The organism is Paenibacillus sp. 19GGS1-52, assembly GCF_022369515.1.
Taxonomy (GTDB): domain Bacteria; phylum Bacillota; class Bacilli; order Paenibacillales; family Paenibacillaceae; genus Paenibacillus_AQ.
In genome coordinates this window covers 3,028,503-3,048,823 of the sequence record NZ_CP059724.1, presented here as the reverse complement: position 1 = coordinate 3,048,823, position 20,321 = coordinate 3,028,503, and the positions used below count along the sequence as shown (strand labels likewise).

Annotated in this window: 18 protein-coding genes; 5 read left to right on the top strand and 13 right to left on the bottom strand. The window is 44.7% G+C overall.

The annotated features are described in order from the left end of the window. Window positions 1-29 precede the first annotated feature (29 nt). Window positions 30-281, bottom strand: coding sequence for a YolD-like family protein (locus H1230_RS14355; RefSeq protein ID WP_239716384.1), 252 nt, complete (start codon window positions 279-281; stop codon window positions 30-32). Between the two features lie 278 nt (window positions 282-559). Here H1230_RS14355 and H1230_RS14350 point away from each other — a divergent pair, with 278 nt between their 5' ends. After that, on the top strand, window positions 560-1,603 hold the full coding sequence (locus H1230_RS14350; protein ID WP_239716382.1) for an HD-GYP domain-containing protein: 1,044 nt from the start codon (window positions 560-562) through the stop codon (window positions 1,601-1,603). A 233-nt stretch (window positions 1,604-1,836) separates the two neighbouring features. On the opposite strand, the gene H1230_RS14345 is transcribed toward H1230_RS14350, so the two are convergent. The 7 genes from H1230_RS14345 to H1230_RS14315 all read right to left on the bottom strand — a co-directional run bounded on the left by H1230_RS14345 (window position 1,837) and on the right by H1230_RS14315 (window position 10,947). Then, window positions 1,837-2,547, bottom strand: a complete 711-nt coding sequence (locus tag H1230_RS14345; protein WP_239717329.1) for a COG4705 family protein — start codon at window positions 2,545-2,547, stop codon at window positions 1,837-1,839. A gap of 196 nt (window positions 2,548-2,743) precedes the next feature. After that, window positions 2,744-3,586: a DUF2572 family protein gene (locus H1230_RS14340; protein WP_239716380.1), complete on the bottom strand. Its 843-nt coding sequence runs from the start codon at window positions 3,584-3,586 to the stop codon at window positions 2,744-2,746. Window positions 3,587-3,600: 14 nt separating this feature from the next. Then, window positions 3,601-4,086, bottom strand: coding sequence for an anti-sigma factor family protein (locus H1230_RS14335; protein WP_239716378.1), 486 nt, complete (start codon window positions 4,084-4,086; stop codon window positions 3,601-3,603). Then, window positions 4,083-4,616: an RNA polymerase sigma factor gene (locus tag H1230_RS14330; protein WP_239716376.1), complete on the bottom strand. Its 534-nt coding sequence runs from the start codon at window positions 4,614-4,616 to the stop codon at window positions 4,083-4,085. Before H1230_RS14330 ends, H1230_RS14335 begins: the two co-directional genes overlap by 4 nt. Before the next feature lie 49 nt (window positions 4,617-4,665). Further along, window positions 4,666-5,967: a VTT domain-containing protein gene (locus H1230_RS14325; RefSeq protein ID WP_239716374.1), complete on the bottom strand. Its 1,302-nt coding sequence runs from the start codon at window positions 5,965-5,967 to the stop codon at window positions 4,666-4,668. A gap of 74 nt (window positions 5,968-6,041) precedes the next feature. Beyond that, window positions 6,042-9,152 (bottom strand): efflux RND transporter permease subunit, encoded by a 3,111-nt coding sequence (locus H1230_RS14320; RefSeq protein WP_239716372.1) that lies wholly within the window; start codon window positions 9,150-9,152, stop codon window positions 6,042-6,044. A 121-nt stretch (window positions 9,153-9,273) separates the two neighbouring features. Continuing rightward, window positions 9,274-10,947, bottom strand: coding sequence for a hypothetical protein (locus tag H1230_RS14315; protein WP_239716370.1), 1,674 nt, complete (start codon window positions 10,945-10,947; stop codon window positions 9,274-9,276). Window positions 10,948-11,150: 203 nt separating this feature from the next. Here H1230_RS14315 and kduI point away from each other — a divergent pair, with 203 nt between their 5' ends. The 3 genes from kduI to kduD are packed head-to-tail and all read left to right on the top strand — an operon-like array spanning window position 11,151 to window position 13,568. After that, the gene (gene kduI, locus H1230_RS14310) at window positions 11,151-11,984 is read left to right on the top strand and encodes a 5-dehydro-4-deoxy-D-glucuronate isomerase (RefSeq protein WP_239716368.1); all 834 of its coding nucleotides are present in this window, start codon (window positions 11,151-11,153) and stop codon (window positions 11,982-11,984) included. Window positions 11,985-12,018: 34 nt separating this feature from the next. Continuing rightward, window positions 12,019-12,774 (top strand): DeoR/GlpR family DNA-binding transcription regulator, encoded by a 756-nt coding sequence (locus tag H1230_RS14305; protein WP_239716366.1) that lies wholly within the window; start codon window positions 12,019-12,021, stop codon window positions 12,772-12,774. Window positions 12,775-12,812: 38 nt separating this feature from the next. Further along, window positions 12,813-13,568, top strand: a complete 756-nt coding sequence (gene kduD / locus H1230_RS14300) for a 2-dehydro-3-deoxy-D-gluconate 5-dehydrogenase KduD (RefSeq protein ID WP_239716364.1) — start codon at window positions 12,813-12,815, stop codon at window positions 13,566-13,568. Window positions 13,569-13,785: 217 nt separating this feature from the next. Here the strand turns inward: kduD and ltrA are convergent, their stop codons facing one another. Beyond that, entirely contained in the window at window positions 13,786-15,039 is a 1,254-nt protein-coding gene (gene ltrA / locus H1230_RS14295; protein WP_239716362.1) for a group II intron reverse transcriptase/maturase, read from the bottom strand. Between the two features lie 363 nt (window positions 15,040-15,402). Here ltrA and H1230_RS14290 point away from each other — a divergent pair, with 363 nt between their 5' ends. Next, complete coding sequence (locus H1230_RS14290; RefSeq protein ID WP_239711337.1) at window positions 15,403-15,549, top strand: hypothetical protein; 147 nt, start codon at window positions 15,403-15,405, stop codon at window positions 15,547-15,549. A 121-nt stretch (window positions 15,550-15,670) separates the two neighbouring features. Here H1230_RS14290 and H1230_RS14285 read toward each other — a convergent pair whose 3' ends face one another. The 4 genes from H1230_RS14285 to H1230_RS14270 all read right to left on the bottom strand — a co-directional run bounded on the left by H1230_RS14285 (window position 15,671) and on the right by H1230_RS14270 (window position 20,149). After that, the gene (locus H1230_RS14285) at window positions 15,671-16,465 is read right to left on the bottom strand and encodes an SDR family NAD(P)-dependent oxidoreductase (protein WP_239716359.1); all 795 of its coding nucleotides are present in this window, start codon (window positions 16,463-16,465) and stop codon (window positions 15,671-15,673) included. 153 nt (window positions 16,466-16,618) lie between these two features. Further along, window positions 16,619-17,635, bottom strand: coding sequence for an AraC family transcriptional regulator (locus tag H1230_RS14280; RefSeq protein WP_239717327.1), 1,017 nt, complete (start codon window positions 17,633-17,635; stop codon window positions 16,619-16,621). After that, a complete protein-coding gene (locus H1230_RS14275; RefSeq protein WP_239716357.1) occupies window positions 17,632-19,107 on the bottom strand; it encodes a malate:quinone oxidoreductase in 1,476 nt (491 codons plus the stop codon). Before H1230_RS14275 ends, H1230_RS14280 begins: the two co-directional genes overlap by 4 nt. Window positions 19,108-19,687: 580 nt before the next feature. After that, the gene (locus H1230_RS14270) at window positions 19,688-20,149 is read right to left on the bottom strand and encodes a DIP1984 family protein (RefSeq protein WP_239716355.1); all 462 of its coding nucleotides are present in this window, start codon (window positions 20,147-20,149) and stop codon (window positions 19,688-19,690) included. Window positions 20,150-20,321: the final 172 nt, after the last annotated feature.

Below are 20,321 nucleotides of genomic sequence, written 5' to 3'. Positions count from 1 at the left end.
GGCTTGTAGGACCCCGCTTACCGTACCGTCTAATCTCTAGGATAATTGACTTGCATAATATCCATAAAAGGAACCTTTGTGATCTCCTCGGAATGGCTGATGTGTACTTTGCCTGTGCGCGAGTCCATTAACACAATGTGTCCGCGTACCAGCTCTTCTTTTCCCCATACAGTCAATACAATCTCAGAATCCTCTTGTTTTGCTTCGGTCAATTGATTGCCTATTTCCTCCAGCACAAATTCATCTCTGGTAGGACGCTTGGATACTTTTGGTTTTGCCACACGATTCCTCCAATAAGTCATTACAAGTTACGGTAGTAGAATGCTCCCAATGATTATAACATGCCTGCACCTTTTCTGGCATCCGTCAACTGTTCTGCTTACGCTCTATAAGCAGTAATACGGGGCAAATGGTAAGCGCTTCACTACCCCCTCAAGCTCCATCAAATGTTCTTCAAAATAGATCTTTAATACTACAAACAATATGATATCATAGGGATAATCGAACTAGGTCATAATGACTATTTCCTAGAATTTACTATCCTTTTGGGAGTGGAACTATGCGAATCTCTTTGGCTGAACTTAAAATCGGAGATGTATTGGGTGGTGATGTCTATAATTTATCTGGGTTGCATCTTTTACCTACTGATAAGATTATTAGTGAAGAAGATAGAGGGAAATTGTTGAAGCACAATATTGACTATATCGAAATAAAAAAAGAAAAAATCTCTGGTTCCAAATATCGCATGCGAACCTTATACCCTAAGCATTTGCAGATCTATAAAAATGCTATTCAGGGCGTTAGGGATTTATTTCAGTCCGTTCGGACGGAGGGCATCATCTCTAAAGATTTTGTAAAGGAAAGGTATTCAGAGTTATTATTGCAATTTCAGGATGAACAGGATCTTCTCTCTTTCTTACTGCACTTGAACAGAAAAGATGAATATACCTATGAACATTGTGTTCAGGTCGGAATTTTCTCCTACTTTATTGCCACTTGGCTGGGCTTAGATAAGGAAGAAGCAATCCTGATTGGAGAAACCGGATATCTTCATGATATCGGAAAAGGTAAAGTCGATAATGCTATTCTCCTAAAACCGGATAGACTATCAAATGATGAATTCACTGAAATGAAAAAACACACTACATACGGATATGAGATCCTGCAAGAATCACTTGGGGACAATAACATTTTTGCCATTGTTGCCCTAGAACATCACGAACGACTTAATGGTTCCGGCTATCCTTTGCAAAAAATCTGCGATGATATCCACTTCTATTCTAAAATAGTAGCCGTAGCTGATATCTTCGATGCCATGACTTCAAACCGCATTTATCAGGAGAAAAAGAATCTCCTGTATGTACTCAGAGAACTTCATCGGATGAGCTTTGGTGAATTGGACGCTGCCATCACTCATACCTTTATCAAGAATCTACTGCCTCATTTAATCGGGAAAAAGGTGGCGCTAAACAACGGACAGACAGGAATCATTGTCATGACAAATCTCCTGGATTTCTTTAGACCCTTGATTCAACTGGATGATGAATTCCTTGACCTATCTGTTCATACCTATATTGATATTGTTTCAATCCTTATGGATTAAGCGCTATTTATCTTTTGCTCCACTAAATATAAGGGGTCGTCCCATAAGCCATGAAATGGCCGCTTGGGACAGCTCTTTTTTGGATACAATGGAAGCAACCAATGACCAAAAACGAAAAGCAGCGATTCCCCAATAACAGGTGAATCGCTGCTTTGCTGCTTTTTATGGTTTTAAGAATGAAGAGAAGTGTCTCCTGTCATAGAAAATCTACTTTATTGACAGCCCCATCCTTATCAGCTATTCACTGATGGGAGCTTGTCTCTATTGGTCTTGGACAAATAGACAACCAGGATAAGGATAGTCACAAGAAATATTATGCTGGTTCCAGTAGTTCCCAGACCCAGTCCGCCATCCCCCCGCGGCTGTGAGAGATAATCCCCCAATGAAGCACCTAAAGGCCGAGTCAGGATGTATGCAATCCAGAAGGCTAACACGGCATTTAATTTAAAGCGATAATGAGCTAAGGTGACCGCCCCGATCAATGCGGCAAATATGAGCGCCGACACCCAGTAACCTAGATTAAGCCCCTCAGCTACCAGATCTCCGGCTGCAGTACCGAGAGCAAAGCTGAATAAAATAGTCAACCAATAAAAAGCTTCCCGTTTGGAAGTATAAATGGAATGAATGGATAATGTCTTCTCACTGATGAACCAAATTACAAAGGTCACCAGCAGCGCAATAGCAAAAATAAGGGTCGTTGTTACTAACGGGACTCCCAGGTTATCCGTGAGATTGTCAGTGACCAGCGTGCCAACAACACTTATAAGAACAACCGTAAGCCAATAGATTCCCGGTACGTACTGTTTGGATCTGAATTGTAATAATAATGTAATTAGCAATAGAACAGTCATAACAATACTTGTATTGGTCAATCCCCAGTTCAAGTTAACATTTAGAAAATCTGCGGCCGTCTCCCCTACCGTGGTCGCCAAAATCTTGATCATCCAGAAAAAAATCGTGACTTCTGGAACCTTGCTCAGTAATTGCCGGGCACTGAATGGAGCTGTCTTGACATTATGGAGAGTTGCATTTTCTAGATTCAAGCTTCATTTCCCCTCTCGGAATTTATTGCGATTGGGGTTTCTCCCTGCCGCTTGCCTCAAGTGTAGCAGGACATTCTGAGAACACGGTTAAAAGGGCTTATTTTAGCGTTTTCGAATTCCTCTTTCTCTTGCGGATTCTGGAAATCCATTGCGTACCTATTCCCAAGGATAACAACAGAATAAGGATAAAGAAAATCCAGCCAATAATAGGGATATTCACAAAAGCCGTTAGAATGGCTGCTCCAACCAACACCTTCATCCAGTCTGACAGTTGTGCGGGTCCATGAAACATTTCGCCAATACGGTAGCTAATCAAAGTGATTCCTAGGGCAAGCGCAACTATTATAACTAGCAGAATAAGCACTAAAACTGGAATACCAATCACCGTGACGAGCAACAACGCGCTTAAAGCCGCAATAATCAACGCACTTAAGAAACCAATATACAGTAAGCGTCCGATTGAAGCTTGCTTGTAGTGATCCGTGAAGTCCGCCATTTTATGTTTGCCAATGATTCTAATGAGTACCGGTATAAGTATCATCAGTAAGCTGAGCGCCAGTTGCAGCACCCACAAGCCCATTACTAGCCCACTTCCGATCAATAGACTGTTCTGAGTCGCCGTGTCCAGAGAAATATTATAGATGTCGTCCCCGAGTACAGCACCTGGATCTTGGCTGACATGCCCTCCGATCACCACGATAACACCTTTTATATTCGCCTTGCTGCCCAGATGGAGATTGCCATTTGCGATTACCAGCACACCATCCACTTGACCAAGAACCTCAGCATCTCCTCCAACGACATATACATCATCTACTGTCTGCCCTGCTGGAACGGTCGTATTCTGATGTTCAAATATACTCCTCGCTGAGGCTACATTCGGAATGAATAGCATGAGCAGCATAAGCAGTGTCAAACAACTTAAAGTATACCGTTTCAACGTAATCATCCCTTTCATGGAGTCGTGGTTTGGAGCAGCCTCTTAAGTGAGTATGCAGCTAGAATCAGGATAACTAATGAAAATACAACCGTCAGCCCAGATAACATCGGTAAGCCAGTAATGTAATGTGATGCTAAATAGACCAAAGCTATAGTTAATTTCAGGAATCCATGAAGCAGGTTTACCAGTACTGTGCTAGTTACAAACCAAAGTATCCCAAGAGACAACAATGCAAGAACTGGAATAAGGAACCAACCTTTTTCAGCTACCACAGGAGATTGTTCCATACCCATCGATTGGAGAACTAGAGCTTCGAGATTGTCAGGTGCTTGAACTTGTTCATATGAAGACATCACGACATTTTGGATGGACAATAGATCTTCCAGAAGGACCTGACATGATTCACAGCTCTCCAGATGGGCTTCAACTTGTTGTCTTTCATGATCCTCCAGCTCATCATCAATATACGCTGACAATTGATCCTCAAGATGGTAGGTCATCCTTGGTCCTCCTTTCCTAATTCCTTACGCAATGCCATTCGTGCAGCAAATAACCGTGATTTCACAGTCCCTAGGGGTACTTCAACCATCTCTGCTATTTCCTCATAACGATACCCTTGTACATCGTGAAGTACAATAACCTCCCGATGATCGATGGAAAGTCTGCTCATACAAGCTTGAACAGATACTGTCTCCAAGGGGTCTGACAATCTTTGATCTTCGATCATATCATTGGGCTCTGTATTGAAGCTTTGTTCTTTGGCACGTTTTTTTAATCGATCTTTGCAAAGATTGGCTACAATTCGCAACAACCATGCTGAAAAAGCATACTCATTCTCCAGATTGGAAATGGAATGAAAGGCTTTGACAAATGCCTCTTGCGAGATATCCTCTGCATCCATCCGCTCACTCAACATGCCCAATGCGTAACGGTACACAGGCCCTTTATAACGTTTGACAAGTTCACTAAAGGCTTCACGATTGCCCTGTTTGGCTTGCTGAATTATATGATAAAGTTCCTCGTCTCCCACCGTGTTCAACTCCTACCGAAACGGAAGCTTTCTCAACATTCTGTATAGCTTAGTTAATCAGTTTGGCGCCCTCGCTAGTTTGAAGTTTCCTCAGAAGCTCCAGTAGTATAACGTTCAGACTAACCCAAACCCCACCGAATACATAACCCGCAACGACATCGCTTGGAAATTGCACATTAAAATAAATCCGACTTATCCCAACAAGAAGACATATTAGAATTACAGCTAAAATGACCGATATATGAAAGAGTCTCATGCTGTAATGACGCAGCAGCAAAAAGGCGGAAAAGCCACATACGGTAATCGAAGTTAACGTTTCATCGCTTGGAAAAGTGTTAAATAACTGTAATCCGGGAACAACCTGTCCCGAACGATGAAAAAGCATCCTCAGACCTTCATCCAAAAATTCCACACCAATGACAACCCAGAACAGGAAGCCAAGCTCCAGCAGTCGTTCGCGGGATCTGAGAATGATCCATACGGCAGTTATAATGAGAAGTGGCCCATAAAGAGATATAGACCCTAACTTTGCAAAACCGCTCATCCAACCTATCCACTCTGGACCAAATAACGAATGAACTACAAAAGAAGCAACCTCATCGAATTGACTAAACTCCTGTGCTAAGAAATCCTGAATCAGACCCAGCATCAAGGAAACGAATAGAACAAATGTTATAAACGAAGATAATAACAAGATTCTGACTTTTCCAAGCGAGTGAAAATGTTGTACCCCTTGTGTAAGAAGGCTCATAACCGCGCCCAGTACACGCCGCTTGTACTTTTGGTAGAAATACACTAATAGAGTCAATATAATAGAGGAAATTCCGAATATGATCATATAGCGGTTCACCGTTTGGTGATAGGCCTCCCACTTCGGTCCTAGTATCCTTCCCAGAGAAATGAACAAACTCACCCACACAATTGCACCTGAATAGGAGTAAAGCGCATATCGCCGAAAAGACATGCGGGTGACTCCACAGAAGTAGCCCGTAATATGCCGAACCCCTGGAATGAAATAGGCGACGAACAAAAGCTTGTCTCCATATTTCTCAAACCACAGGCTCATCTTTGCCAGCTGTTGTTCACCTAGATGAATACGATGCCCGTATTTAGCGACGAACGGTCGCCCGAGTCGATAACCGATCCAGTAGGAAAGGGTAATGCCGGCTGTGACTCCGGCACTCGCTGATACAATACTAAGCAGCCAATTCAGCTTTCCTTCAAATACGAATAAGCCGGTATAGCTCATCATCATTTCACCAGGAAGAGGTAAAGCAAGCATTTCAAGGAATAAGGCTATAAATAACATTCCATAACCATAGTGTTCCAGCCATGTTGTCAAAATACTCAATGAAATGCCCCCTCTACCTTTAGTCTGAACTTAAACATTCATAATCATTCTTACTCATTGCTATATTACACTGTTTATCCTCGCATGGATATGTCAGCTTTGCGTACTGCTGTGCCTTGCATCCATTCATAAATAATGGGAATAACAAGAAAGCTATTGAGTGTTGAAGTGACCATGCCGCCAATAACTACAATACCTAGCACTTGTGAAATGACGGTGTCAGCGCTATGAGACAAAGCTAGCGGAATCAAGGTGAGCACCGTCGTCCCTGCTGTCATAAATATCGGCCGAACCCGGGAAAGACTGCCCTGCACTACGGCTTCTCTTAGACCTAAGCCTTCCTTGCGATTTCGCTCGATCTTATCGATGAGCACAATCCCATTGGTCACCACGATACCTGTTAGCATTAAGACTCCAATAAATGCAGCGAGATTCCATTGCCCATGAATGGCATACAAGGCAAGCACCACACCGGATAAGGCCAAAGGGATGCTAACCAAAACGGCAAGCGGGGCCTTCCAACCCTTAAATACGAAGCTTGTGATCATTAGAACAAGCAGGATTGATACAAGAACAGCTATCGTTATTTCGATAATCATCTGTGTGACTTGTTGTGTGATGCCTCCCAGGGAATACGTTACTCCGTTTGGAAGCTGGACTTCCTTCAACGTCTGATCCACAGCACTGGATACCTTACTTAAGTCACTGGAGATAATTTGTGCACTTACGACAGAGAAGGGTTGGCCGTCACGCTCCTGAATGGACGAAACCACATCACTTTTATGAATCATAGCCACTTGATCCAGACGATACGACTGGCCATTGCTGCCTTTAACGGTTTCTGCCGCTAGTGAGGCCAATACTTGCTCTGGTGTGTATACAGGCAGTTCCTTATCCTGTACTACCCCAGTCTTAACAGGATCAATGTAGACGTCGACCGGAATCGATCCATTTCCTACAGATGTTGAGATGTCAAAATCTTTGCCCTTGCTCAGGTAACGCTTCAATATCTTGTTGATATCGTCCTCTTTAATACCTGCCTGTGTAACCTTTTCCTTATCTAAAGTAATGCTATACTTCGGATTACCGTTGGTCAGGTCTGTTTTACCGGATACGCTTAGACCTTGTACATCAGCTAGTTTCGTCCGCACTAACTGAGCTGCCTGCTCCAGTGTTTTTTCATCGGCTCCCATCAGCATAATCTTAATCGTTGAATCATCACCAGCTATGTTTTGATTGGTAACTGTAATGGCCGCACGATCCGAAAGATTAGCCAGATCTTTTTGTAAGGCTGGGATGAATGTATTGACCTGCTTTTTATTTACTAATTGAATCGAAAGATTAGCTATATTAGGCTGCTGAATGTACCCACCGCCTTGATCAAATACATCATCGGCCTGTGGCGTAAACGAAGACCCGAAGGTGGCTGAATAAGCTGCAATTTGTGCATTGTTATGCAGAACCTCTTCTACTTTCTTCACTTCTTTATCCACTTCCGACAGCGGTGTCCCTTTTGGAAGCTCTACCTTGATGGCTACCTGACCCGTGGCTGTGCTAGGAAGCAGACTGAACGGAAGCTGTGAGGCGAACAGTGCTGCCACTATAAATAGAATGAGTGAGGTGCTGATCACCATTTTTTTATGCTTTAGTGCCAACAAAAGAAAAGGTTTCATCAGAGGCTCAAGTGTTACCGCTTTAGCCTTAGGCTCTCTCCAGCCGATAATAGCAAAGGCCGGAATCACAAGCATAGCGACGAGGAATGAGATCACAAGCGCAATGACAATCGACCAGGCAAATCCGGCATACGAAGCTCCAATAATCCCGCCTACCAGAGCTATTGGAACATATACAGCAATAGTAGTCGCAGTAGAAGCGAATATAGCAGGTAGCATCTCTACAACCGCAGAAGACAACACCGGCAAGATAGGCTTATCCTTATTTTCCTGAACCCGTCGGTGCATATTATCCAAGATAACAATCGCATCATCAACGATACGCCCCATAGCCACAATCAGCCCGGAAACGGTCAATATATTAAGCGTAATGCCCATCCATTTAAGAATAGCTGTCGTAGCGAGCAGCGATATGGGAAGCGAAATTGCGATAAGTAATGTTGACCGCACATTTCGGAAAAAGAAGAGCACGCAGAGCATGGAGAACAAACAACCTAATAAACCTTCACGAATCAGTCCTTTCAAAGAGCTGTTCAGATCATGTGCACGGTCTGTCTGCAAGCTCATCGTTACATCACCACTCTTCACAGCGGCAATACCAGATACCCGTTCTTTTACATGCTGAGCAACATCCGTGATCGTCGCGGTAGGCGTCTTGATGACATTGATGATCACGCTCGCTTGACCATTGGTTCGAGAGACGGTTTTGACATCCGTAAGTGATCCTGAAACAGAGGCAATGGCCGATAATGGTACGCTGTCACCATCTTTGTTCTTCATCACGAGATTGTTCAACTGTTGCTCAGTGAGGTCCCAACCTTCCACGCGGATAGGAAATGAGGCTTTTACATTCGCAATATTCCCCTGTAGGCTAGGTAAATCTGCCACAATGGATTTGTTGAAATCATCTAACGTGATGCTGTTAGCTACCATATCTTTCATACGAAGGACCACTACATAACCCTTGTTGGCTCCGCCAATAGTCTGGACATCTGCCACACCGGGAACGGATTTTATTTGTTTGACCATATCGGTTTGCAGTGAAGATTGCAGAGTCAGATCATCTACTTGCTTGCCACTAGCCATCAGGCTGTAAGTTAGTATCGGAAATGTGCTTGAGGTCAGTCTGGTTACGATTGGCTTATTAACACCATCTGGTAAGCTCGCTTCATTTAGTGCTTGTTTGATCGAGTTCTCTGCTTGTTCCATATTATAATCCATGGGGTAATAAAGATTCATTAGAAACCCGCCGTCATACGAGGTCGTCTCCAGATTGGTTAAGCCTGGTGTCTTGCGGATTACTTCCTCTATGGGCGTTGTGATATCGCTTCTAATCTGGTTCGCTTGGTAAGACGACGCTCGCAGCGACACCATTAAAGTGGTGTTATTAATACCGGGGAGATAATCTCTTTGCATTTGAACAGCGGATATCGCTCCCCAAGCTAATATGAGTACAACACAAACTATAATGATAGTTGCTCTTTGCATTACGGATTCAATCATTCGCTTCATTGTGAAGTCCCCTCTCAAGTCTATATAAGAAAAGACTTCACGAAGAGCCCAATTGTTCACCTGTGAAAAAAATAAAAAAAAGGCCAACCGATAACTCCGGCTGACCTCGATAGTTGCTGATTTATACCGAATAATGTTCCAATGAGATCAGATATCCGTTAATCGAGGCTTGCGGCGGCTTATGCTCTATAATTTCCAGCTTCAATTCTTCCCCGTTCAAGCTGGTATACTCCGCCTGTAATAATCCACCTGTGCTAAAATGCGGAGCTTTCAAGTCCATGGCCGCTGCGTATAGCTCCAGCTTACCGATTCCAAGCTCAAGGGCTTTCTTCACACTTAATGCCTCTATTACTACTCCACCAGGCATGCCTCCGGCTGAGACTTCAATGTATCCAGGGCGTTCTAGCAATTGATACGGATGCGACAAGTAAATGGCAAAATAGACCTCGCCCACCTGCCCGAATAGGGCCTTGGGCCGCTCCAACCATTTCCCCTGTGGAAGAACTCCTATAATCGAATTCTGCTCTCCATCCGGGATGGGGTAAAGTGCCATAATCACGCTCTGGTGGTATAAAACCTCCGAATAACGGCTCTGATGGCGGGGGTCTCCTTCATGGTAGCCTTGACCGGGGTGGAAGAAATATAGCTGGTTAGCTCCTCCCCGTCCACTCAGCGGTAAGGAGAACGCCCAACGCTGCTGCTCATTATCGAATTCTTCGACCCGCTCCCACATGCCACCTGCTGCGAAGTGCTCTGTAATATAAGCATAGGAATGCAACAAGGGCTGCGGATTGGGATCACTTGGAACTACCTTTTGCGTAACCTTCGTTACTTCCACTGGCGTCTGACGATCCAGTGCAGCAGCACGCACCTGCTCCGGTGCTTCATAGAACAAGAACCCGGCATATTCCGTGCGCGGCATTTCTTCAGGCAGTGGGAAATTTCCGAACTGCACATAATCGTGAAGTGCGTTGACGTCACCTGGCACATCATGCGGCCAGCCCCGTGAATGGGCCCCAACCCATGCGCCTTGCAGATAGAAATCAGCCCTTACACTCCAGAGGTGATTCAGCATTTCCCGAAGGGCTGTTTGCAAATCTTCATCTGTACCGTCATCAAGCTCCAGAGCACAAGTAAAAGCCTGAATCCAATGCCAGAACCAAGGTAAGCTTCCGTATTCCGGCATCCCAGTGGATTGGATGTAGAGCAATGTATCCTTCAAGCTCTGGCGCCCGTCCTCCACCAGCTCATCATCCTCGAACATCTTACCGAATATGAGCTTCGCTGCCGTATATTTGGCCTCATGATGCCCGAAAGTCACTACAGGCTTGCGGAAGAAATCGCTGCGATAAATATGTCCGAGAGCCGTATTGAAGGCTACACGCAATTGACCGCTAAGCAGCGCTCCATATTTCTTATAGAAGAAAACCATCAGACTGCCCATAATTTCTACAGGTAGCTCATGTGGTACCGCTTCTCGGGGAACAGGGTTTAGGCTTAACGGCCAATGACCGTGAAGTACGGTTCCTGGCACTCTATTTTGCAGTAATAAGGTCTCAAGCAGCACATCCTGAGCTTTCTGCTTCGCTTCTTCCTGATCAAAAGGCAGGTCTAGCGAAGCTTCTACCGTTGCAGCAAATAAATAGGAAGCATAATAGAAGTTGTTGCGCACATCGTCGTGAAACCACAAGCCGCTCACAAGCAAAGGTCTGTGCATGGCTTCCAGCGCTATTGCGTATATAATCTTGATTTGCCGTTCCTTATAAGGGCTTTGTTTACTGTTCAAATCCGCCATCGAAGATTATCCCTCCATTATTCATAGGTCTTTTTCTTTTTAGGTCTATTGTGCACGCTTTCAGTTCATATGGCAATCACTAAACCAAATAACAAACTAAAATAAACCTGATAAAAAAGATTATCACTTGCCATATGAACGTAAATGGAGTAAATTGTACCTATACGAACGAAAATATGTTTTCGAAGGAGATTGAATAGTCAATGGAAAGACGTTTCGCTTCCCATCCTAATGAGGTTAAGCAGTTTGATACCGCACGCTTACGCGAGGAATTTCATATCCCTGTTATTTTTGCTCCAGATGAACTGAAGCTTGTGCTGACACATGAGGATCGCATGATTGTTGGCGGCGCAAATCCCGTAACGAAAGATGTTGTTCTGACAACGGATCTTAAAGAGCTTGGGGTTACTTATTTTCTAGAACGCCGGGAACTCGGGATTATCAATGTTGGCGGCAAGGGAACCGTTGTGGTTGATGGAACAGAATTTGAAGTAGATACGAAGGAATGTCTGTATGTAGGTCAAGGTTCTAAGGATGTAGTATTTAAGAGTGCAGATGCAGCTAAACCTGCAAAGTTCTACTTAAATTCCGCACCAGCTCACCACTCCTACCCTACTGCAAAAGCTACGTTGAGCGAGTCCGAATCCGGTGCAATGGGCGGTATTGAGAACTCTAATGAACGTACGATACACCGCTTCATCCATGCCAACGGCGTGCAAAGTGCACAGCTTGTTATGGGCATGACTCAACTTAAACCAGGCAGCATGTGGAACACTATGCCATCCCATACTCATCCACGCCGGATGGAAGCGTATTTCTACTTCGACCTTCCTGACGATTCTATCGTGTTTCATTTGATGGGCCAGCCTACAGAAACCCGCCATATCGTTATGCATAATGAACAGGCTGTTATTTCACCAAGCTGGTCGATTCATAGCGGTGTTGGTACTCACAACTATACTTTTATCTGGAGCATGGCTGGCGACAACAAAAGATATGATGATATGGACCCCGTATCCATGAAAGAATTACAATAGAGATAAATCACTTACGGAAAGATGAGGCAGGCGGATGAACCCGATACGACGGCACGAGATGATTATGGAAGTTCTGCTGAACCAGAAAGATGTAACGGTAAATGAGCTAAGCGACAAGCTCCAGGTCACAGGAAAAACAATTCGTGAGGATTTAAGCAAGCTGGAGGAGCAAGGATTGATTATGCGTGTACACGGCGGTGCTGTGCTGGCGCAAAGCGATCAATTTGGTATTCTGCCCTCTAAAGATCCGCTGGATAAATATTCTGAGGAAAAAACGGAGATTGCCCTGCGCGCACTAGCCCATATTGTGAAGGATGATATCGTGGCCCTGGACGGCGGAAGCACGACGCTGGAAATTGCCCGGAGGCTGGAGAACATGCCTCTAACGGTAATCACCAATGATGTGTACATCATCAGCGAACTGGTTTCCAAAGATAACATCCGCCTCGTTGTACCTGGCGGGTACCGTGTCCGCAATATGCTGGCCGGACCCGAAGCGGTCTCATATGTGAAGAACCTGAACATTCAAAAAGCTTTTCTCTCCGCAACAGCAGTTAATATCGAGCAAGGGCTCTCCATCTATACCGGAGATTTCATTGAATATAAGCAAGCGCTCGTATCTACCGCACGGATGGTATATGCCGTTGTGGATCATCATAAATTCGGACAAACGGCCCTTCGTACATTCGCTTCCCTTCAGCAGGTAGACGTCATCTTGACAGATAAGGGGCTCTCTCCTGATACAGCGGCCCAATTCCGCAGCAGAGGCATAACCATCGAATGCGGGTAACAAGTACACCAATCCAACCATTAAAGGGGTAATTTAATATGTCATCATTATTCAGCTTGGCAGGAAAAACAGCAATCGTCACCGGTGCTGCTCAAGGTCTTGGACAAGGCATCGCACTTGCCTTCGCAGAAGCAGGCGCAGATGTAATCTCTGCTTCCCTTAATACAAGTGAAGAAACAGTAAAAGCTGCTGAAGCCTATGGCGTTAAGGCGCTTAGCATCGAATCCGATCTTAGTGACCATACTACTCTTCAAGCTATGTTTGACCAAGCACTTGAACTGACTGGACACGTTGACATTCTCGTTAACTGCGCAGGTATGATCCGTCGTGCGCCTGCTAAAGACCATAGTGAAAAAGACTGGTTCGACGTGATCAACCTGAACCTGAATACAGTATTCTTACTGTCCCAAATCGCTGGCCGCCACTTCTTGGAAAGAAAATCCGGCAAAATCATCAACATCTGCTCCATGCTTTCCTACCAAGGTGGCATCAACGTACCAGGCTACACTGCCAGTAAACATGGCGTAGCTGGTCTGACTAAAGCCTTTGCTAATGAATGGGCTGGTTCCGGACTGAATATCAATGCGATTGCACCTGGTTACATGGCTACAGAAAACACGGCTCCAATCCGAGCGGATCAAAGCCGTTCTGATTCAATTCTGGACCGCATTCCAGCTGCACGTTGGGGGACTCCAGAAGATGTTAAAGGCCCTGCTGTCTTCTTGGCTTCCGCAGCTTCCGATTACCTGAACGGTCACATCCTTAATGTTGATGGCGGATGGTTGGCTAGATAATTATTGTTAATTTAAAGAGGTATCTCAGTTTCCATGAACATGGATGCTGGGATACCTCTTTTTTTTGCATTGTAGCTAGAGTAAAGGGCTGAACAAATTCAGCCCCTCCTCATCAAACCGTACGTGAGGTTTTCCCTCATACGGCTTTCCGATGTTCGTCATTCATGGGCATGCAGTTTACAATAGCGTTTTTAGTCCATACTGGACGGCAATATATCTAACCTCTGAGAGTGAACCCATCCATCTTCTGCGTTGTCTTTTCTTGGCATACCACCGGGTTAATCGCTGCAAAATATACCAGTCCAACTTGGCTAATCTTTTTTTGGCTGTAGTTCGTGTAGTAATAATTTCTCCATCCTTGGATCTTTGGATTGAGCCATTTTACCTGTTCCGCAAACGATTTCGAGCGCATGCTCGGGGGTGCTAATCTTTCTTTGACCACCTCTCGAATGCGTTCCTCTGCCTTTTTCGTTAGCCACTGTTGGGTGGTGTAGTACACCTTACCTTGGGAGGTTTCTGCTTTGGTTTTTCGGTGATGCATCCCTAAGAAGTCGAATCCTTCGTCTCCCGTCCATAATCCAACAATGCGGGTTTTGGTCGGGTGTAGGGTTAACTCCAAACGCTCCATAATTTTGCGTATGAGCTCATACGCATGTTCCGCGTCCTTCTTGGTTTTGCATACCACTACAAAGTCGTCTGCATACCTTGTGAGCTCCCCTACTCCTTTTCCGTGTTTCTCCCACAGTTGGTCGAAGTAATTTAGATAGATATTCGCAAGGAGCGGTGAAATCACGCCTCCTTGCGGAGTCCCTAAATCCGAGCGTCTTACCGTTCCTTCTTCCATAACTCCCGCTTGTAGCCACTTCCTCATTAATTTCAGTATCCTCCTGTCATTGATACGCATCTGCACCAATTTCATAAGCTTCTCTTGATTAATGTTGTCGAAGTAACCTTGGATATCGACGTCGACTACCCAATTTCCTTTGCGGTTGCAGGCTTTACGAATACGTTCCAACGCCCCTTTAGCACTTCGTTTCGGACGAAAACCGAAGGATACTTCCCCAAAGTCTGCTTCAAAGATGGGTTCAATCACTAGTTTGGTTGCCATCTGTATGACTCGATCCCGTACGGTGGGTATGCCTAATGGCCTTTGCTTTCCGTCTTTCTTCGGGATATAGTGTCGCCTTACGGGTTGCGGATGGTAGTTACCTTCTTTAAGTTCTCGCTCACATGTCTTGAGAAACCATATTTCTCCTTGTTCCTCAATGTCTGCTAGCGTCACGGCATCTACTCCCGCAGCTCCCTTGTTGGCTTTCACTCGTTTCCACGCTTCGCACAGTACATCCCACCGATAGATCTTGTCATACAATGCATGGAATTTACGCTTTTTGTTCGCCTTGGCCGCATGACCTAGCTTTTCTTGGAGTTGTTGAACTTTTTCCTTGGGTGTCGTTAGCCGGTTGGCATTCACTCACTCGTACCTCCTCCAAAAGCATAAACAAAGCAGGGCTCCTTCCCTCCCTAAGGTTATGTTGTCCTTAGGTTCTTCGGTACTATGAGCCCCTCGGACTCCCTTCCCACAGACGGTTCACTTCGTCTTTTGGGCTTATAGAGCGTCTCTTTACGGATTCCGAAAAAAAATTCCGTGTGGGGGAGGGTCTCCCCAGTTCACTGCATTATCTTTCAACCCATGCCGTTCCCTCTACGCCGGAGGGTTCTTCACTGTTGTCCCAAGTTCTGCACAGTTTCCTTGGCCTTCGTCTATGTTCGCGAGACTCGGCTCCCTCTTTTCCCCCTTGCAGGGCCTTTTTGACGACGCGGCAGGATTCACTTCATGTTGCGGCCTGGATTGTCGCTCGCCCTGTCTCAGACAGGTACTTTTGTCGATGCGCTTTTACACACAGATTTCGCCATGTGCAAGCATCCTAGCTACCAAGGTGGCTTGGCCCCTCCTTGGGTTGGACTTTCACCAACTAGATAATGCGTGCCTCTGGGCACGCCAACCAAGAAAAAACGGCTTCGCCGTCCTCTTATGGACGGTACCCGTTTCTTCGAGAAATATAAGGATAAGTTATCGTGTGAAACATATAAATTCTTATCTTTTAAAAAATAGTCGGTACCATTCCACCATCCATACGAATAGGAGAACCTTTAAATGCAGAGGCATAAGGACTACATACAAATGTAGTCAGTCTACCTATTTCAATCGGCTTAATAAATCGCTGAATTTCAGATTGAGGTAGGTTTGTGGTCATGAATCGTTTCTCTTTTTCGGAAAAAGTCAAATCTTCATTAGGGTACAGACCATCAATGATTTGATACACATTTTCAGAGAGTGTGGGTCCTGGCATAATTGTATTTACTGTAACTTCTGTTCCTATTGTTAATTTAGATAAAATTTTCGACAATGATAATAGCATTGATTTGGTCATTGCATATTGAGGCATTTGTCCTGAAGGTTGCATAGCTTCTTCACTCGCAATAAAGATTATGCGGCCATAATCATTTTTCAACATCTTAGGTAAATAGAACTTAGTTAATCCGTTGGCAGCAAGAACATTAGTACGGAAATATTTTTCCCATATTTCATCGTCAACGTCCTCATATTTCATGATTTCATAAATACCCATGTTATTAACTAAAATATCAATAGTGGGGTACTTTTCAAATAAAGCTTCTCTTTGCTGAGTATCCACAATATCGGCTGTAGCATTTTGAGGAGAGGTAGCTGGGTATTCTGACTTCAGTTGATTTACAGTTCGTTCTACCTCTTCATCATTCCGTCCATTAATTAGTACATTAACTCCTTCTTTGGCAAGTTCAATGGCAATTGCTTTACCTATACCTTTCGTTGATCCTGTAATTAGAGCTGTTTTATTGTTTAATCCCATATCCATAATCCATTTCCCCTTTTACAAACAGTGTGGTGCTCCGGATAGTGATTATATTACCTTGTCTGGAATGTTCAGTAACTAGCAGATTACGCCAGAATACTTGCTCAACACGCCAAATGATAATATTCAGTCCATACTAGCACCCTGTGGGGTTGGTTAGGTTGGGAATGCACCTAAATGTTCAGTACGCCAATGTGTTGGAGTATCCCCTTCCCAAAGGCGGAATGCGCGGTAGAATGAGTTCTGGTCTTCATATCCAATCAAGAAAGCCACTTCTTTAATATCGAGCGTGGGGTCTGCCAAGTACTCTCGTGCCTGCTCATGTCTAGCTTGTGTCAACAAATGCTTGAAGCTCGTATTCTCGTTAGTGAGCCGGCGCTGTAAGGTACGATCGCTCACACTGAGCTCCTTCGCGACAGCGTGAATGTCGGGGTGCCCTCCAGTGAGGCTACGTTTCATGATCCATTTAACCAACTCTGGAAATGAACGGCTGCGCTGCTGTTCACCCAGCGATCGATCCAGAACGGGAGTCAGGATCTCCAGCAACTCTTCGTTATACGAGACAAAGGGGCGATCCAGATCTCTTCGATGTAGCGTCAACCGGTTGCATTGTGCGCCCATACGGATGTTGCAGCCGAAGTAAGCTTCAAGGACCTGTACATCGCCCATTGACTGCGAGAATTCGACGGACCGCGCCGTCAATGGTTGACCTGTTCCCCGGCGCCCAAGCTCCAGCAGAAATGCCAGCGTGATACCAACCAGCACCGGCGGACCGGATTGCTCGGTATTCAGCCATTCCAGATCGATTGTACAGTACTCGCCCTCCTCGGTGATCCGCAAGCTTTCGGGAGGACACATTTGTTTGTACCGAGCCATCCGGTTTAGCGCGTCGCGGTAGTCACGAGCGTGGTAAGTTGCTAAGACGGGCGGTGGGTACTTCGCTGTTTCAAAGACAGTTGCAAGTTTGATGATTCCTTGAGCAGTGTCACCCATAAGATCGGAATAAGCCTGCCAGATCGCGAAATACTGGGCGGTAGTGACGGTTGGTTCAGTAATAATAGTGCGCGGCAGGCGTGCTTTGTGAGCAACGTCGTGCACAGCAATCCCTAATTGACGTAATCCTGCCCAAAATCCTGGCGGGAGTTTAATACGGTCAGAGGGTTGAGACTTTATAGACCAAGCGCCTTCGCTGTTAAAGTATGAATTTCATGTAGAAGCTCTGGATTGTCCATTAGTGACACTCTATAAGAAGGTATCATTTCTTTAATATTCGGTTCCCACTCTTTGATATGTTGCGGGAAGCATTTGTTAATGACCTCAAGCATAACGTGAACAGCAGTAGAAGCCCCTGGAGAAGCTCCTAGCAATGCTGCTATAGAGCCATCATCGGCAGTAATAACTTCCGTACCAAATTGCAGTGTACCTTTGCCGCCAGCTTCCGTATCTTTGATCACTTGCACACGTTGGCCCGCTACTACTAAATCCCAATCCTCTATTTTGGCGTTCGGGATAAACTCTCGTAACTCTTCCATGCGCTTTTCTTTCGATAACATCACTTGCTCAATCAGATATTTTGTTAATGACATGCTCTTCGCACCTGCCGCCAACATCGTTACGAGATTATCTGATTTTACGGAAGTTATCAAATCAAACATAGACCCAGTCTTTAAAAACTTTGGTGAGAAGCCCGCATAAGGTCCAAAAAGCAACGATTTTTTATTGTCGATAAATCTTGTGTCAAGATGCGGAACAGACATTGGTGGAGCTCCAACTTTAGCTTTGCCATATACTTTTGCATGATGCTGCGCGACAACCTCCGGATTATTACACACCATAAACATTCCGCTTACCGGGAATCCGCCAATATGTTTCCCTTCAGGAATACCGGATTTTTGCAGTAAATGCAGACTCCCTCCCCCGCCTCCAATAAAGACGAATTTTGCAGTATGGCGTTCGATGTTACCGCTGTCATTTCGTATTTTCAATTCCCACGAACCATCGCTAGTACGTTTTATAGTATCCACGCAATGTTTGTATTTGATATCGACATTCTTACTCTTTAAGTGTTCGAACAACATGCGCGTTAAAGCACCAAAATTGACATCCGTTCCTGTGTCGATTTTGGTTGCCGCTATAGGTTCATGAGAGGGTCGATCTTGCATAATAAGCGGAATCCATTCCATCAGCTTTGCAGGGTCATCCGAAAATTCCATCCCTTGAAACAGTGGATTATCTGACATCGCTTCAAAACGTTTCTTTAAAAAAGCTATATTGTGTTCTCCTTGCACCATACTCATATGAGGCAATGGCATGATAAAATCCCGCGGATTACGTATTAGCTCACTGTTAACAAGATAAGACCAAAACTGCATGGAAAGCTGAAATTGTTCATTAATCTGGATTGCTTTGCTAATATCTATAGATCCGTCAGGTTTTTCGACAGTGTAGTTAAGCTCGCACAATGCCGCATGCCCAGTTCCTGCATTATTCCATTCGTTCGAGCTTTCTTCTCCAGCATGTTCAAGCTTCTCAAACACTGTCATTTCCCATTCCGGCTCTAATTCTTTCAGAAATGTCGCTAAGGTCGCACTCATGATTCCGGCACCAATTAAGATAACGTCTGTTGTAGTTTCTCTATTGCTCATATTTACCATCCTTATACTCTGAAATTTGCAGACAGGATGTAGGCGCTCCTGCTTAGGCATTACATCAAACCAAGGCACAAACTAGTAACACACCTATTCTGTTTCAATTATAACCAAATCATAGTGTATTACAATTATTTAAAGATTAAAATATCTACTCTTATCTGATAATTTAGGAACACAAAAAACCAAGGCCTTAACCCAGCTTCTAGCAAAACATGTCATAACTTCACTAAGGCTTCTGTTTATTTTGAAGGCCACTACGGATTGGAAGACCCACCCTCACTAGAGGGCAGACTCCTTCGTCATCCATACAAAAAAGAGACAGGCCAGCAATATGCCAACTGTCTCATCGACTACCAATTGAACAAGTCCCCGAACCCGCCCTCACCTAACCATACATCAGCACGTGGTAGTCACATTAAACAAAATACAGCCTAGTTACATGCTATCGCGCACTCTTGTTACATTATTGGGCTAATTAGTTATGTTTTGTAGATATGGCCCTGCATCTACATCAGAGGTCCAACTACCCGTTGGCGGGTTGTGCTCGCCTGTATGATTCCGGTTACCAACTTGTTTAGTTATCCAGTACGTCCGTGCTCCAGTTTTTCTCCTGGATCTTGAAGTCCAACTCGCGGTATTTCCTCGATAACTCGTCGACCTCTTTTTGAAGAGCTACGATTTCAACAGTCGTGTGAAATTTCACTTCTTGCCGGCTGTATCGTTCCTGTTTGATGGAAGCCTCGTTAAGCAATTCATTCAGGATATTGCGATGCTGCATGATGCGATCACGTTCCGCCAGCGCTTCTGCCAAGCTGATACTCGTATCGAACGGGCTAAAAGCATTCGTCTTATTTATCTTCTTCACCCAGACGGCTAAATCACCTAGCGTCTGACTTAATTCATCCAGCAGCTCAGTAGGCGATTCCGAAGGTGTCTCTCCTTCTTGCACCTTTATAACTCTCCCAAGACGCTGCTTGATCTGTGCCACCTTCCGTTGGCAGTCCGCTCGCCTTACAAGCGCTTCCGCTAGTCTCATCGCTAATCCCCTCCGCTATCTTCAGAACAAACACAGTAATCCAAATATACCAAATAAAATTATATCTTCCAATTATTTTTTTGAGTATGGACCGTGCAAGCTAAAAACAAAATCAGCAAATAAAAAGATCCCGCACATAACTGTAAATTGTGTGGGATCTTTTTTGAAAAGC